This window comes from Pseudomonas sp. PP3 (assembly GCF_905336995.1).
Taxonomy (GTDB): Bacteria; Pseudomonadota; Gammaproteobacteria; order Pseudomonadales; family Pseudomonadaceae; genus Aquipseudomonas; species Aquipseudomonas reinekei.
The window spans coordinates 5,602,383-5,618,253 of the sequence record NZ_HG995459.1 but is presented as its reverse complement, the minus strand read 5'-3'; the positions used below and the strand labels follow the sequence as shown (position 1 = coordinate 5,618,253).

The following is a 15,871-nucleotide window of genomic DNA, read 5'->3' as shown; positions in this document are numbered from 1 at the left end:
TACAGGTGCTGGTGGAAACAATTGGCAAAACCTGACCAGGCGGTTCACTACACCGCTTCTTGCTCCCGTCGATAAGCGTAGGTGTCGGCGAAGCGCGACAGCAGAAATTGTGCACAGGTGGTCGTCGGATATTTCGCTGGATGTAGCTCATCCTGGCAACCCGGGAGGCATTCGATGCGCGTGTCCGGGTGCGGTTCGGCGAAGAACGGCATCGAATAGCGGTCCACGCCGAGGGGACTGATCACCCGGTGGGGCGTCGACAGGTAACGGTCGTTGCTCCAGCGCGCCATCATGTCGCCCAGGTTGACCACGAACGTGCCTTCGATCGGCGGCGCATCGATCCACTCGCCTTTGACATTGCGCACTTGCAGGCCGCCGGCAGCATCCTGGTAGAGCAGGGTGATGCAGCCGTAATCGGTATGGGCACCGGCACCTTGCTGTTCTTCAGAGCTGGCGGTGTGGCGCGGCGGGTAGTGAATCATGCGCAACACGCTGACTGGCTCATTGAAGCGTGAATCGAAAAAGTCCCGCTCGATGCCCAGTGCCAGGGTCATTGCCCGCAACAAGGTTTGCGCCAGGGCTTGCATGTCGACGTAGTGCTGCTCCATCAGCGCTTCCCAACCGGGCAGCGACGGATGACGGTTCGGCCCGCGCAAGGGTTTTTCCGCCAGCACGTCCGGGTGGTCGGCGGGCAGGTGCAGGCCCATGTCGAAGGTTTCTTTCAGGTCGCTGGGTTTGCTCGGGTCCAGTTGCTCGGTGGCAATGGCGCCGTAACCGCGATGATGGCGGGTCTGGGTGATGTCGATCTTGAGCTTTTCGGCGCCGGGTTGGGCGAAGAAGCGCTTGGCACTGTCGAGCAGCGCATCGATACGTCCGGCGCTGATCGGGTGCCCCTTGATGTAGAAAAATCCCCACTCGCGGCAGGCGCGGTCGATTTGTTGCGCCACGGCGGGCCAGGCGGATTGATCATCGCTGTAGAGCGGGGCGATGTCGATGATGGGAAGGCTGTTCATACACAATCCTTAAAAACGCAGAGGGTCCCTGCAGGAGCCGCCTGCGGCAGCGCCTGCAGGGTGCGGTGTTTTACTTCGGCATTTCGGCCTTCATGCCTTCCACGTAATAGTTCATCGAGGCCAGTTCCGGATTGGTCGCGCTCACACCGGCGGGGATTTTCTCGACCCCGGCCTGATCCTTGATCGGCCCGGTGAACGGATGCAGCGCACCGCTCTTGATGTCGGCGATGATCTGCTCGGCTTCGGATTTCACCGCGGCCGGCACCAGGTCGCTGATTGGCAGTTCAACCGTGCCTTCCTTCAAACCGCCCCAATAATCCTGGGACTTCCAGGTGCGGTCGATCACGCTTTGGGTCGCCTGAATGTAGTGCGGAGCCCAATCGTTGACGATGGACGTCAGCACCGCTTTCGGCCCGAAGTGCGCCATGTCCGAAGCGTAGCCCACGGCATACACGCCGCGACGCTCGGCAGCCTGGATCGGCGCCGGGCTGTCGGTGTGCTGGAATACCACGTCCACGCCCTGGTCGATCAGCGCGTTGGCGGCATCCGCCTCTTTGCCCGGATCGAACCACGAGTTGACCCACACCACCTTGATCTCGGTGCCGGGGTTGTACTTGTTCAAGGCCAGTTGAATGGCGTTGATGTCGCGGATCACTTCCGGGATCGGGAACGAAGCGACGTAGCCGATTTTCTTGGTCTTGGTCATCTTCGCCGCGAGGAAACCGCCAACGTAGCGACCTTCATAAGTGCGCGCCAGGTAGGTGCCCAGATTCTTGTCCTGCTTGTAGCCGGTGGCGTGTTCGAAAATCACGTTGGGAAACTGCTTGGCGACTTTCAGTGTCGGGTTCATGTAGCCGAAAGACGTGGTGAAAATCAGGTCGTACTTGTCCTTGGCCATGTTGCGGATCACCCGCTCGGCGTCGGCACCTTCAGCGACGTTTTCCACGTAGTTGGTGGTGATCTTCGAGCCGAGTTTTTCCGCCAGTGCCTTGCGCCCCTGTTCATGCTGATACGTCCAGCCGTGGTCACCGATCGGACCGATATAGACGAAGCCGACTTTCAGCGGATCGGCAGCACTGGCGGACAGGCTGGCGCCAAGACCGATGGCCGCGACAACGGCGCAAAGCAGCTTCTTCAACGGACGTTTGTGCATGAATTCGAACTCCATTTTGTTGTGTGTGGGCAGAGGCAATGCAAATTGCTGACCAACAAGACAACAAACGATTTGTCATCGGAGTGAGGCCATCGCTGGCAAGCCAGCGCCTACAGACGTTGCGCGAATTCTGTAGGCGCCGGCTTGCCAGCGATGGCGTCGGTAAGGCCGATAAAAGGGCACCTGCCAAACCGGCTGCATGCTGTTGGTGCGCTAAGGTGTAACGAAACGTTAGCGCCGCCTCGCAGTCAGTACCTCATCCGCTCCCCACGGCAAAAGGCCCGACATGCTCACCGTTATCAAGCAAGAAACCTTTCTGCTGCTGGCCCTGATCGCCGCTATCGTCGCCTTCTCGCTGGAGCACTGGCTGCTGCACAGCGGGCAGGTCGTCGCGTTGACGGCCGGGCTGGTGCTGATCGCATTCATCGTCGCCGCGTCCATGCGTGTCGCCCATCAGGCGGAACTGCTCGCCGAAAAAGTCGGCGATCCCTACGGCACCATGATCCTGACCCTGGCCGCCGTGCTGGTGGAAGTGGTGATCCTGGCGATCATGATGAGCAACGAAGCCTCTGCGACGTTGGTGCGCGACACGATTTACTCGGCGGTGATGCTCGACATCAACGGGATCCTCGGCCTGGCGGCGTTGATGGGTGGGCTCAAGCATGGCGAACAGTCGTACAACGACGACTCGGCACGCAGCTACAGCGTGATGATCCTCACCGCCATGGGCGTTTCCATGGTGGTGCCGGAGTTCATTCCCGAGGCTAACTGGAAACTGTATTCAGCATTCACCATCGGCGCGATGGTGGTGCTCTACACGTTGTTCCTGCGAATGCAGGTCGGGCCGCACAGTTATTTTTTCAGTTACAGCTACCCGGACAAACGCCGCAAGAAAACGCCTCTGGACGAGGAACCGACGCCGGTCAATCTGACGCTGTCGATCGGCCTGCTGGTGTTTGGTGTGGTGGTGATTGGCGCGTTGGCCGAAGTGATGTCCAAGACCCTTGATCTGGGCCTGGAGGGAACCGGAGCGCCGCCGGTGATCACGGCCATTCTGGTGGCGGCGATTTCGGCGGCGCCGGAGATTCTGACCGCATTGCGCGCGGCACTGGCCAACCGCATGCAGTCGGTGGTCAACATCGCCATGGGCGCATCGCTGTCGACGGTGATTCTGACGGTGCCGGTGATGGAAGCCATGGCGCTCTACACCGGCCAGCCGTTCCAGATGGCCATGACTCCGGTACAGACTGTGATGATCTTCCTCACGCTGATCGTCAGCGCGATCAACCTCAACGATGGCGAAACCAATGCCATCGAAGGCATGACTCACTTTGTGCTGTTTGCGACGTTTATCATGTTGTCGCTGCTCGGACTTTGAATCTCCACAAATCCCTTGTGGGAGCGGGCTTGCCCGCGATGAGGCCGTCACATTCAACATTTCTGTCGGCTGACAGTCCGCTATCGCGGGCAAGCCCGCTCCCACAGGGACGGTGGTCGGATCAGGTCCCGGCAATCAACTGCCGAGCCGCCTGGCTGTGATCGGCAATCAACCCCTTCAGGTCCAGCCCTTCGACCTGCCCGTCGATCACTCGCCACTTGCCGCCAATCATTACCCGATCCGCACGGTCAGCGCCGCACAGCAGCAATGCCGAGACCGGGTCATGACTGCCGGAGAACCGCAGTTCATCGAGCTTGAACAGCGCCAGGTCAGCTTGCTTGCCCGGCGCAAGTTCGCCGATATCGGTACGGCCCAGCAGGCCGGCCGAACCTTTGGTTGCCCAACCCAATACACGCTCCGGGGTGATCTTTTCCGCACCGTAACGCAAGCGCTGGATGTACAGCGCCTGGCGCGCTTCAAGCATCATGTTCGAGGCGTCGTTGGACGCCGAACCGTCCACGCCCAAGCCGAGCAAGGCGCCGGCGTCAGTCAGGTCGATGCTCGGGCAAATGCCGGAAGCCAGGCGCATGTTCGAGCTCGGGCAGTGGCAAATACCGGTGCGGGCGGCGCCCAGGCGAGCGATTTCGTCCGGGTTGAAATGGATGCCGTGGGCCAGCCAGGTACGCGGGCCGAGCCAGCCGACGCTGTCCAGATAATCCACGGTGCGCAGGCCGAAGCGTTGCAGGCAGAAGTCTTCTTCGTCGAGGGTTTCGGCCAGGTGGGTGTGCAGGCGGACGTCCAGTTTGTTCGCCAGTTCGGCGCTCGCGGACATGATTTCCGGGGTCACCGAGAACGGCGAGCAAGGCGCCAGGGCAATCTGGATTTGCGCACCGTCGCCGCGCTCGTGGTACTCGGCGATCAGGCGCTGACTGTCGTCGAGGATCACTTGGCCTTCCTGTACGGTCTGCTGCGGCGGCAGGCCGCCGTCCTTTTCGCCGAGGCTCATGGAACCGCGCGTCAGCATCGCCCGCATGCCCAATTCGCGAACGCTTTCGACTTGCACGTCAATCGCGTTTTCCAGGCCTTCGGGGAACAGGTAATGGTGATCGGCCGCGGTGGTGCAGCCGGACAATAGCAACTCGGCCAGCGCGACTTTGGTGGCGAGGGCGAGTTTTTCCGGAGTCAGTCGAGCCCACACCGGATACAGGGTTTTCAGCCACGGGAACAACGGCTGGTTGACCACCGGCGCCCAGGCGCGGGTCAAGGTTTGATAGAAGTGGTGATGGGTGTTGATCAGGCCTGGGAGGATCACGTGCTCGCGGGCATCGAACACTTCATTGCACGGCGCGGACGGTTGTTGGCCGAGGCCGAGCACTTCGACGATTACCCCGTCTTGCAGCACAAGGCCGCCACGGGCATCGAGCTCGTTGGAGGTGAAAATGGCGAGGGGATTTTTTAACCAGGTGCGGGTCGCAGGCATGTTGGCCGGCTCCTCTGAAAGTTGGGTTCAGGGTTGCCAGCTCAGTGTTGCCCTGTCTGCTGATCCAGGGTCGCCGGGGAGGCGAGGTGCGGAGTTTCGATCAAAACGCCCGTGCGGGCAAGCCCGTCCCGACCGGACAACACAAAACCTTTGCAGGAGCGAGCAAGCTCGCTCCTGCAAAGGTTGGCGGTGTTTACCAGGGAATGGTTTCGCCCCGGTAGTTGATGAAGTGATGCCCACCCTTGCCGACATACGCGTTCACCTGATCCACCAAGCCGCGCGTGCTGGTCTCGACATCAATGTCCGCGCCTTCACCGCCCATGTCGGTTTTCACCCAGCCCGGGTGCAGCGACAGCACGGTCAAAGTCTGTTCGCCCAATTGCGTGACGAAGCTGTTGGTCATGGAGTTCAGTGCAGCCTTGCTCGCCTTGTACAACGCCAGTTCCGGCGCATCCGGCATGGTCACGCTGCCCAGCACCGAACTCATGAATGCCAGTACACCTGTGCCCGGGCGGATTTGCCCGACAAAACGCTGGGCCAGGTTAATTGGCGCCACCGCGTTGGTGAAGAACAGTTGCCCGACTTCGGCCAGGGTCGCGCCACCGTTGGGTGTCTGCACTTCAGGGCCTTTGACCCCGGCGTTGACGAACAGCAGGTCGAACACCTCGCCCTTGAGTTGCTGGCTCAAGGCGATGACCGCTTGCTGATCGTCCATGTCGAGTTTCTCGATCCGCACCTTGCCCAGCGCCTTCAGCGCATCGGCGTTCTGCGGGTTGCGCACGGTGGCGGTGACTTGCCAGCCATCGGCCAGAAGGGTCTTCACCAGGCCGAGGCCCAAGCCGCGGGAGGCGCCGATGATGAGTGCGGTTTTTGCCGTAGACATGAGTGGCTTCCTTGGTAAAAGAGGTTCAGTGGAGAACGTTGACGAGGCCTATGCTGCATCGCTTGATGTCGGGCGTCGAGCCCGTTGTTGTCTGTTTGTGGCGACTAATGCCCGGCCTGCCATGGCTGCCCCAACGACACCGGCGCATACAGCCGCGTACGCAGCGCATCCCGGGACAGCAACACCAGCACCACAATCGTGGCCACATACGGCAGCATCGCCAACAGACTCGAAGGAATCGCCAGCCCCAACCCCTGTGCCACCAGGTGCAGGATGCTGGCGAGACCGAACAGATACGCGCCGAGCAGCAGGCGCCACACCCGCCAGCTGGCAAACACCACCAGCGCCAGCGCAATCCAGCCGCGGCCTGCACTCATGTTCTCTGCCCACATTGGCGTGTAGGCAAGGGACAAATAAGCCCCGGCCAACCCGGCCATGGCGCCCCCGAACAACACCGCCAACGTGCGCACGCGCAACACCGGCAAGCCCATGGCACTCGCGGCATCCGGGCTTTCCCCGACGGCTTGAATGATCAGGCCGATGCGGCTTTTCAGAACTACCCAGGCCACCATCGCAAACAGCGCGAACGACAGGTACACCAGCAGATCCTGGGCAAACAGCATCCGCCCGATCAGCGGAATTTCACTCAAGTACGGAATCGCCAGCGGCTCGAATCCCGTCAGCGGCTTGCCCACCCACGCCGCACCGACAAAGGTTGAAAGACCCACGCCGAAAATCGTCAGGGCCAGGCCGGTGGCCACTTGATTGGCGTTGAACACCAGCGCAACCAGCGCAAACAGTGATGACAACAACATCCCGGCGAGCATCGCCAGTACCACACCCAGCCACAGGTTGCCGCTGTTGAAGGCGACAATAAACCCGATCACCGCACCGAACAGCATCATGCCTTCCTGACCCAGATTCAGTACGCCGCTTTTTTCGCAAACCAGTTCGCCCAGTGCCACCAGCAACAACGGCGTACCGCAGCGCACCATGGCGTAGAAAATATTGCTCAGCAAATCGATATCCATCACAGCGCTCCTGCGTGTACGGCGGTGGCGGGTGCGCGGCGTGTCCAGCGCAGGTTCAAACGCGGTCGATAGAGAATCAGCACATCGCTGGCCAGCAGGAAAAACAGCATCATCCCCTGGAACAGTTGGGTGATTGCCTGCGGCAGATTCAGGCTCATTTGTGCACTCTCGCCACCGATGTACAGCAGCGCCATCAACAGGCTGGAAAGCAGGATGCCGACGGGATTGAGCCGGCCGAGAAAGGCCACGGTGATCGCCGCATAGCCGTACCCCGGAGACACTTGAGGGACCAATTGGCCAATGGGGCCGGTGACTTCGCAAACCCCCGCCAGGCCCGCCAGGCCACCGCTGATCAACAGCGCCAGCCAGATCAGGCGTTTCTCGCGAAAGCCCACGAAACCAGCCGCGCGCTTGTCCAGCCCGAGCACTTTGATCTGAAAGCCGACAAAGCTCTTCTGCAACAACACCCACACCGCCACCAACGCGAGCAGGGCGAAATACACCCCGGCGTGCAACCGGCCATCTTCCGTCAGCAGCGGCAACCGGCTGGCATCACCGAACATCGCCGATTGCGGAAAGTTGAACCCTTCGGGGTCTTTCAGCGGCCCGTGAACGCAATACAACAACAGGTTCAGGGCAATGTAGTTGAGCATGATGCTGGTCAGGATTTCATTGGCGTTGAAGTGCGTTCGCAGCCAGGCCGTCAGCCCGGCCCATGCCGCGCCGGCCAGAATGCCGGCGAGCAGGATCAACGCCAGTGCCCAGCGGCTTTGCATGTCGATGATATTCACCGCCAGCGCACTGCCGGCCAACGCACCGAGCAACAGCTGACCTTCGGCGCCGATGTTCCAGATGCGCGCCCGGTATGCGACTGCCAGGCCCAGTGCGCACAGCAGAATTGGCAGTGCCTTGACCAGCAACTCGCAGACGCCATACAGGTCACTGACCGGCGCGATCAGCAGGGTATGCAAGGTCAGCAAGGGGTCATGTCCCAAGGCAAGAAACAGCAACGAGCCACAGCCCAGCGTCAGGACCGCCGCCAGCAGTGGCGAGCACCACAACATCACGCGCGATTGCTGGCCACGGGGTTCAAGAGAAAGCAGCATGTGACACTCCGTTAAAGCGTGGCGGGTACAAGGGATTGAGGGGTATCGAGCTGGCCGGCCATCCAGCCTCCGACATCGGTCAGGCGGGTATCGACGGTGGCCTGGAGTGGCGACATTCGTCCGCTGCACAAGGCGCCGAGGCGGTCGCTGATCTGGAACAGTTCGTCGAGGTCTTCAGAGATCACCAGGATCGCCGCTCCCGCCTCTCGCAAGGCAATCAGGGCCCGGTGGATCGTCGCGGCGGCCCCAACGTCCACGCCCCAGGTCGGGTGCGCGGCCACCAATAATTTGGGTTGCTGGAGGATTTCCCGACCGAGGATGAATTTCTGCAAGTTGCCACCGGACAGGCTGCGGGCCGGTGCTTGAGCGTCCGGTGTCTTGACCCCGAAGCGTTCGATGATGGTGTTGGCCAGCGCCTGGACTTTGCCGCGCTGGATCAGGCCGTTGCTCACCAGGCCTTGCTGGAAAGCAGTGAGCAGTGCGTTGTCCGCCAGGCTCAATTCCGGCACGGCACCATGCCCCAGCCGATCGGCAGGGACGAACGCCAGCCCGCGCTGGCGGCGTGCGTCGGGGCGCAAATGTGCAACCGGTTCGAGGTTGAAGCTGATCCTCGCGCTGTCGACGCGGGGCAGCCGTTGTTCACCGCTGAGCAAGGCCAGCAACTCGTCCTGGCCATTGCCGGCGACCCCGGCGATGCCGACGATTTCACCGCTGCGCACTTGGAGGTCGATACCCTTGAGCGAACAGCCGAAGGGATCCGGGTTATGCCAGGACAAGCCCTGCACATTCAGCCAAACGTCGGTGCCCGTCACTTTTGGATAATCAGTGATCAACGCCGCCGCTTCACCGACCATTAATTGCGCCAGTTGCTGATCCGTACACTCGGCCGGTACGCAATGCCCGGCCACTCGTCCAGACCGGAGCACCGTGGCGCTATGGCACAGCGCACGGACTTCACCGAGTTTGTGGCTGATGAATAAAATGCTGCAGCCCTCGGCAGCGAGCCGGCGCAAGGTGACGAACAGTTCATCGGCCTCTTGCGGGGTCAGCACCGACGTCGGCTCGTCAAGAATCAGCAGGCGGATGTCCTGCATCAGGCAGCGGACGATCTCCACCCGTTGCCGTTCGCCGATCGACAGGCTGTGGACAAGTCGCTCGGGCTCCAGCGCCATGCCATAGCGCTGCGACACTTCACGAATCTTCGGCTCCAGCTGTTTCGGTGTGCCCGCCGCCGCACCCATCGCCAGGGCAATGTTCTGCGCCACGGTAAGTGTTTCGAATAGCGAGAAATGCTGGAACACCATGCCGATTCCCAGGCCGCGAGCCTGGGCGGGGTTGCGCATGTTCACACGCTGCCCTTGCCAGATCACTTCACCCGAATCGGCTTGGGTAACGCCGTAGATAATCTTCATCAACGTACTTTTGCCCGCACCGTTTTCACCGAGCAGGGCGTGGATTTCACCGGGTGCAATGCTCAGGTCGATGGCGTCGTTGGCCAGGCAACCGGGGTAGCGCTTGCTGATTCTGCGCAACTGCAGGCGAGGTGTTGCATCGACAATGGGCGCGGGGTGGGTCATGACAGGCTCGGTTCGATTGGAGTTATGCCTGTGGATAAAGCAATTTTCTGGCCAGTAGGTCAGGAAATCCTCCGCGCCGCACCAACCGGAGCGTTGAATCCGGGACTCGGCCGCGCACGATCCAAAACACGGCACCACTTGGGGGCAAAGCCGTTGATCTGGCTCCGGTTTTGCGCGTTCGGTTTTGGTTAAAAAATGAGCAGCAAGCTGCAAGCCATGCCGGATATGGGGCCGCGTCAGCCATGAACGGGTTATCCACAGATTGCTCCACAGTATTTGTGCGCAAGCTCAAAACTCGGGCATAAGCACTGCGCGGCTTTCTTCTAAAGGTACTAAACCGCTCTAACTGATTGTTTTTACTTCGATTTTGAATTTTTGACAGCGGATTGGACGAAAAATGAGCAAAGCCCGCAAAGCCGCATGACAGAAGGGTTACAGCAGTATGTGCTCAGGTTATCCACAGCCGGGTGCACAGCAGATGTGGGCAAATGTGGAATGAGTGAAAAAACGTCGTGCCCCAAAAGATCGCACCCTTGCAGGCTGCGATCTTTTGATCTTCTAGCGCTGCAACAAAATGCGCCCACGGCTCAAGTCTGCCAGCTGCGATTGCAAGGTTTCGATCTGCCCGGCACCCACCGCCAACTGCAATTCCACGCCATTGGCCGTGAAATCTTCTTGCACAACCAGTCCGCCGTTTTCCGCGACTCGCAGTTTCACTAGCGCCAATTCACTAAACGCACAGGCACACCGCAACGGCACACGGCTGATCAGTTCCACCTTCGGCGCCGCTTGCAGACATTTGTTGGCGCCACCGCCATATGCCCGGGCCAGTCCGCCGGTGCCGAGTTGAATGCCGCCATACCAGCGAATCACCAGCACCACGACCTGATCGCAATCCTGCGCATCAATTGCCGCCAGGATCGGCCGGCCAGCGGTGCCCCCAGGTTCGCCGTCGTCGGTGCTGCGGTATTGGTCGCCGAGCTTCCACGCCCAGCAATTGTGCGTGGCATTCAGGTCGCTGTGCTGTTCGATGAATGCCTGCGCTTCGGCAGGGCTACTGATCGGCGCGGCATAGGTGATGAAGCGGCTTTTGCGAATCTCTTCGCGGTATTCGCAAAAGTCGCTGAGGGTAAAAGGCATAGTCGTCTTAGAGAGTTGGCGTCAGGCCGCAGCCTTTGAGAATGATGCGGATCAGGTTGTTCCCGGCGTCTTCCATGTCCTGCTTGGTCAACTTGGTACGACCGCTGACTCGGCAGATCTGCGTGGCGAAGTCGGCGTAGTGTTGAGTGCTGCCCCACAGCAGGAAGATCAGATGTACGGGGTCGACCGGGTCCATTTTGCCAGCGTCGATCCACGCTTGAAAAACGGCGGCCCGGCCTTGGAACCAAGTGCGATAGTCCTGGTTGAAATACTCGGTCAGGCATTCGCCGCCGCTGATGACTTCCATGGCGAAGATGCGCGAGGCTTGCGGCTGGCGTCGGGAAAATTCCATTTTGGCGCGGATGTAGCGGGTCAGTGCTTCGGCCGGATCATCTTCGGCGGTCAAGGTGTTGAAGGTGCTGTCCCACAATTCGATGATGTTGCTCAGCACCGCCACGTACAAACCGAGTTTGTTAGTGAAGTAGTAATGCAGGTTGGCTTTGGGCAATCCTGCATTCAAGGCGATGGTGTTCATGCTGGTGCCCTTGAAACCGTGACGGGCGAACTCGTCTTCGGCGGCTTTGATAATGGTCTCTTCGTTCTTCTGACGAATGCGGCTGGCGGGTTTTCCGCCGTGAGCTGGGACTTCAAAGGTCATAGGCACTTCCGGACAAGTGGGTGGGGGCATCCAGTGCGTTGATAGCCTAAATCCGAAAGCACCACAACCCTGCAGGAGCCAGCAAGCCGGCTCCTGCAGGGTGTGTTTTCAGCGCGTGGCAGCCAGGCTTTCGAGGAAGCTTTCCAGCACCAGGTGTGGGCGACGGCCCTTGCGGGTAACCGAGGCAAGGCTCAGGTCGTAGAAGCGCGTTGTTGATTTCAACGCGCGCAAGCGACCCTGTTGCACCCATAGACTGGCGTAATGGTCCGGCAAATAACCGATATAGCGCCCGGTCAAAATCAGGAACGCCATGCCTTCGCGGTCCGACGCGCTGGCGGTGCAATTGAGTGCCTGGTAATGGGCCTGGATCTCCGCGGGCAGACGGAAGGTCGGGGCAATGGCGTCCTGACTGTTCAGGCGCTCGTCGTCCAGTTGCTTGTCATCGACATAAAAAAGCGGGTGACCGACCGCGCAATACAACAACGACCGCTCGCTATACAGCGGTTGATATTCCAGCCCGGACAGCGCACTGGCCTGGGGCACCACGCCGACATGCAGACGCCCGTCGAGCACGCCTTGTTCCACTTCGTTGGGCGCGATCATTCGAATCTGGATTTGCACGTCGGGCCCGCGTTCCTTTAATTGCGCCAAGGCATGTGTGATGCGCATGTGGGGCAGGGTGACCAGGTTATCAGTCAGGCCAATGGTCAACTCGCCGCGCAAATGCTGATGCAGGCCGTTGACCTCAGTGCGGAAACTTTCCAGTGCGCTCAGTAACTGCAGCGCTGATTGATACACCTCGCGACCTTCCTCCGTCAGGGAGAAACCGGCACGCCCGCGCTGGCAAAGGCGCAATCCCAGGCGCTGCTCCAGATCGCTCATCTGCTGGCTGATGGCCGAGCGGCCGATGCCGAGCACGGTTTCCGCCGCGGAGAAGCCACCGCATTCAACGACGCTGCGAAAGATCCGCAACAAGCGAATATCAAAGTCGCTGACTTGCGCCAGAGGATCGGGACGGCGGCTGGACATAGTTTAGTGGTGGCCTGACTAAAGGTTAGAAAAGTTGGATTTCACCGACTTTATCTCCGTGGCAATTTAGCTGCAAGAACGGTTTTTATCCCTACGCCGCTTATCGCCCTTGCGAGGTTTCGCTCATGAACTTGCCCGAAAACGCACCGACTTCTCTGGCCAGCCAGCTCAAGCTCGATGCTCACTGGATGCCTTACACCGCCAACCGCAACTTCCAGCGCGACCCGCGCCTGATTGTCGGTGCTGAAGGCAGCTGGTTGATCGACGATAAGGGCCGCAAAGTTTATGACTCGCTGTCCGGTCTGTGGACCTGCGGCGCCGGGCACACCCGCAAGGAAATCCAGGAGGCGGTGGCCAAGCAACTGGGCACCCTCGATTACTCGCCAGGCTTCCAGTACGGCCATCCTCTGTCGTTCCAGCTGGCTGAAAAAATCACCGACCTGACTCCGGGCAACCTGAACCACGTGTTCTTCACCGACTCGGGCTCCGAGTGCGCCGACACTGCCGTGAAGATGGTTCGTGCTTACTGGCGCCTGAAAGGCCAGTCGACCAAGACCAAAATGATCGGCCGTGCCCGTGGCTACCACGGCGTGAACATCGCCGGCACCAGCCTCGGTGGCGTGAACGGCAACCGTAAACTGTTCGGTCAGGCGATGATGGATGTCGATCACCTGCCGCACACACTGCTGGCAAGCAACGCTTACTCCCGTGGCATGCCGGAACAGGGCGGTATCGCCTTGGCTGACGAACTGCTGAAGCTGATCGAACTGCACGACGCTTCGAACATCGCCGCGGTATTCGTTGAACCAATGGCGGGGTCCGCCGGTGTGCTGGTTCCACCTCAGGGTTACCTCAAGCGTCTGCGCGAAATCTGCGATCAGCACAACATCCTGCTGGTGTTCGACGAAGTAATCACCGGTTTCGGCCGTACCGGCACCATGTTCGGCGCCACCACCTTCGGCGTGACCCCGGACCTGATGTGCATCGCCAAGCAAGTCACCAACGGTGCAATCCCGATGGGCGCCGTGATTGCCAGCTCCGAGATCTACCAGACCTTCATGAACCAGGCGACGCCTGAGTACGCCGTCGAGTTCCCGCACGGCTACACCTATTCCGCACACCCGGTGGCTTGCGCCGCGGGCCTGGCAGCGCTCGATCTGCTGCAAAAGGAAAATCTGGTACAGAGCGTGGCTGAAGTCGCACCGCATTTCGAAAATGCGCTGCATGGCCTGAAGGGCACCAAGAACATCATCGACATCCGTAACTTTGGCCTGGCCGGTGCGATCCAGATCGCCCCGCGTGATGGCGACGCTATCGTGCGTCCGTTCGAAGCCGGCATGGCGCTGTGGAAAGCCGGGTTCTACGTACGCTTCGGCGGCGACACCCTGCAGTTCGGCCCAACCTTCAACAGCAAGCCGCAAGACCTGGATCGCCTGTTCGATGCGGTCGGCGAAGTGCTGAGCAAGATCGACTGATTTCTCCTTCTATATACCTATAAACAACGGGCGCTCGGAAACGCGCGCCTGTGGACAACTTTTCAGGAGCTTCCATGAGCGTTATTCCGCATTTGATCAATGGCGAACTGGTGACCGAGAACGGTCGCGCGGTTGATGTGTTCAACCCGTCCACCGGTCAGGCAATCCACAAGCTGCCACTGGCGACCCGCGAAACCATCCAGAGCGCCATCGACGCCGCCAAGGTTGCATTCCCGGCCTGGCGCAACACGCCGCCGGCCAAGCGTGCCCAAGTGATGTTCCGCTTCAAGCAACTGCTGGAACAGAACGAAGCACGCATCTCGCAATTAATCAGCGAAGAGCACGGCAAGACCCTGGAAGATGCTGCCGGTGAATTGAAGCGCGGCATTGAGAACGTCGAGTTCGCTTGCGCTGCACCGGAAATCCTCAAGGGTGAGTACAGCCGTAACGTCGGTCCGAACATCGACGCCTGGTCTGATTTCCAGCCGCTGGGCGTCGTTGCCGGTATCACGCCGTTCAACTTCCCGGCAATGGTGCCGCTGTGGATGTACCCGTTGGCGATCGTCTGCGGTAACTGCTTCATCCTCAAGCCTTCCGAGCGTGACCCGAGTTCGACGCTGCTGATCGCCCAGTTGCTGCTCGAAGCTGGCCTGCCGAAAGGTGTGCTGAGCGTGGTGCACGGTGACAAGACGGCGGTGGATGCATTGATCGAAGCGCCGGAAGTCAAAGCGCTGAGTTTCGTGGGGTCGACGCCGATTGCCGAGTACATCTATTCCGAAGGCACCAAGCGCGGCAAACGCGTACAGGCTTTGGGCGGTGCGAAGAACCATGCGGTGCTGATGCCGGACGCGGATCTGGACAACGCCGTCAGCGCACTGATGGGCGCGGCTTACGGTTCTTGCGGTGAACGCTGCATGGCGATCTCGGTGGCCGTGTGCGTGGGTGATCAGGTGGCCGATGCACTGGTGGCCAAACTGGTTCCGCAAATCAAGGCATTGAAAATCGGAGCCGGCACCAGCTGTGGTCTGGACATGGGCCCTCTGGTTACCGGTCAGGCCCGTGACAAGGTCAGCGGTTATGTAGAGGACGGCGTAGCTGCTGGCGCCAAGTTGGTGGTGGATGGTCGTGGTCTGACCGTAGCCGGTCATGAAGAAGGCTTCTTCCTGGGTGGCTGCCTGTTCGACAATGTCACACCGCAGATGCGTATCTATAAAGAAGAGATCTTCGGGCCAGTGCTGTGCGTTGTCCGGGTCAACAGCCTGGAAGAGGCCATGCAGTTGATCAACGATCATGAATACGGCAACGGCACCTGCATCTTCACTCGTGACGGTGAAGCGGCTCGGTTGTTCTGCGACGAGATCGAAGTGGGCATGGTCGGTGTGAACGTACCTTTGCCGGTGCCGGTGGCTTACCACAGCTTTGGCGGCTGGAAGCGTTCGCTATTCGGCGATCTGCATGCCTACGGCCCGGATGGCGTGCGTTTCTACACTCGCCGCAAAGCGATCACTCAACGCTGGCCCCAGCGTGCGAGCCACGAAGCCTCGCAGTTCGCTTTCCCTAGCTTGTAAGTAGAAGGGCATAAGAAGGCCGACCCAAGGGGTCGGCCTTTCTGTTTTTGGGGGTTTTTTGACTTATATGACAGTTTTGTGAAAATAGCTGTTGACGGCAAATCTCAGGTGTCTATAATTCGCCCCACTTCCGGTGCAGTCGAAACGGAAAACTCCTTGGTAAACAACGAGTTACGAAGTTTTCGGCAGCAAGTTGCTTCAGGTCATCGAAGCCAGAAGGAAGTTGAAAAAGAGGTGTTGACAGCAGCGTGTAACGCTGTAGAATTCGCCTCCCGCTGACGAGAGATCGAAAGCGCAAGTGGTTGAAGTTGTTAAGGAAATCCTTGAAAACTTCTGAAAATAACCACTTGACAGCAAATGAGGCTGCTGTAGAATGCGCG

At 59.9% G+C, this 15,871-nt stretch carries 13 protein-coding genes; 3 read left to right on the top strand and 10 right to left on the bottom strand.

The annotated features are described in order from the left end of the window. Window positions 1-47 precede the first annotated feature (47 nt). Entirely contained in the window at window positions 48-1,013 is a 966-nt protein-coding gene (locus KHO07_RS25515; RefSeq protein ID WP_150735663.1) for a 2-oxoglutarate and iron-dependent oxygenase domain-containing protein, read from the bottom strand. A 70-nt stretch (window positions 1,014-1,083) separates the two neighbouring features. Next, entirely contained in the window at window positions 1,084-2,166 is a 1,083-nt protein-coding gene (locus KHO07_RS25510) for a BMP family ABC transporter substrate-binding protein (protein WP_212625853.1), read from the bottom strand. A gap of 286 nt (window positions 2,167-2,452) precedes the next feature. On the opposite strand from KHO07_RS25510, the gene KHO07_RS25505 reads away from it, so the two are divergent. Beyond that, on the top strand, window positions 2,453-3,544 hold the full coding sequence (locus KHO07_RS25505; protein WP_150735661.1) for a calcium:proton antiporter: 1,092 nt from the start codon (window positions 2,453-2,455) through the stop codon (window positions 3,542-3,544). Between the two features lie 121 nt (window positions 3,545-3,665). Here the strand turns inward: KHO07_RS25505 and KHO07_RS25500 are convergent, their stop codons facing one another. From KHO07_RS25500 to KHO07_RS25465, 8 genes are all read right to left on the bottom strand, one after another. Further along, window positions 3,666-5,024, bottom strand: a complete 1,359-nt coding sequence (locus KHO07_RS25500; RefSeq protein ID WP_212625852.1) for an 8-oxoguanine deaminase — start codon at window positions 5,022-5,024, stop codon at window positions 3,666-3,668. A gap of 193 nt (window positions 5,025-5,217) precedes the next feature. Beyond that, window positions 5,218-5,907, bottom strand: coding sequence for an SDR family oxidoreductase (locus KHO07_RS25495; RefSeq protein WP_212625851.1), 690 nt, complete (start codon window positions 5,905-5,907; stop codon window positions 5,218-5,220). 104 nt (window positions 5,908-6,011) lie between these two features. Next, a complete protein-coding gene (locus KHO07_RS25490; protein ID WP_075947880.1) occupies window positions 6,012-6,938 on the bottom strand; it encodes an ABC transporter permease in 927 nt (308 codons plus the stop codon). Then, entirely contained in the window at window positions 6,938-8,044 is a 1,107-nt protein-coding gene (locus KHO07_RS25485) for an ABC transporter permease (protein WP_150735658.1), read from the bottom strand. The genes KHO07_RS25490 and KHO07_RS25485 overlap by 1 nt, the downstream gene beginning before the upstream one ends. A gap of 11 nt (window positions 8,045-8,055) precedes the next feature. Continuing rightward, entirely contained in the window at window positions 8,056-9,621 is a 1,566-nt protein-coding gene (locus tag KHO07_RS25480) for an ABC transporter ATP-binding protein (RefSeq protein WP_212625850.1), read from the bottom strand. Window positions 9,622-10,179: 558 nt separating this feature from the next. Beyond that, a complete protein-coding gene (locus tag KHO07_RS25475; RefSeq protein WP_150735656.1) occupies window positions 10,180-10,761 on the bottom strand; it encodes a YigZ family protein in 582 nt (193 codons plus the stop codon). A gap of 7 nt (window positions 10,762-10,768) precedes the next feature. Beyond that, window positions 10,769-11,419, bottom strand: coding sequence for a TetR/AcrR family transcriptional regulator (locus tag KHO07_RS25470; protein ID WP_150705229.1), 651 nt, complete (start codon window positions 11,417-11,419; stop codon window positions 10,769-10,771). Between the two features lie 108 nt (window positions 11,420-11,527). Next, window positions 11,528-12,448: a LysR family transcriptional regulator gene (locus KHO07_RS25465; RefSeq protein ID WP_150735655.1), complete on the bottom strand. Its 921-nt coding sequence runs from the start codon at window positions 12,446-12,448 to the stop codon at window positions 11,528-11,530. Between the two features lie 125 nt (window positions 12,449-12,573). Between KHO07_RS25465 and KHO07_RS25460 the strand changes: the two genes are divergently transcribed. Both KHO07_RS25460 and KHO07_RS25455 read left to right on the top strand, forming a co-directional pair. Next, a complete protein-coding gene (locus KHO07_RS25460) occupies window positions 12,574-13,923 on the top strand; it encodes an aspartate aminotransferase family protein (protein ID WP_075947886.1) in 1,350 nt (449 codons plus the stop codon). A 74-nt stretch (window positions 13,924-13,997) separates the two neighbouring features. After that, on the top strand, window positions 13,998-15,491 hold the full coding sequence (locus KHO07_RS25455) for a CoA-acylating methylmalonate-semialdehyde dehydrogenase (RefSeq protein ID WP_212625849.1): 1,494 nt from the start codon (window positions 13,998-14,000) through the stop codon (window positions 15,489-15,491). Window positions 15,492-15,871: the final 380 nt, after the last annotated feature.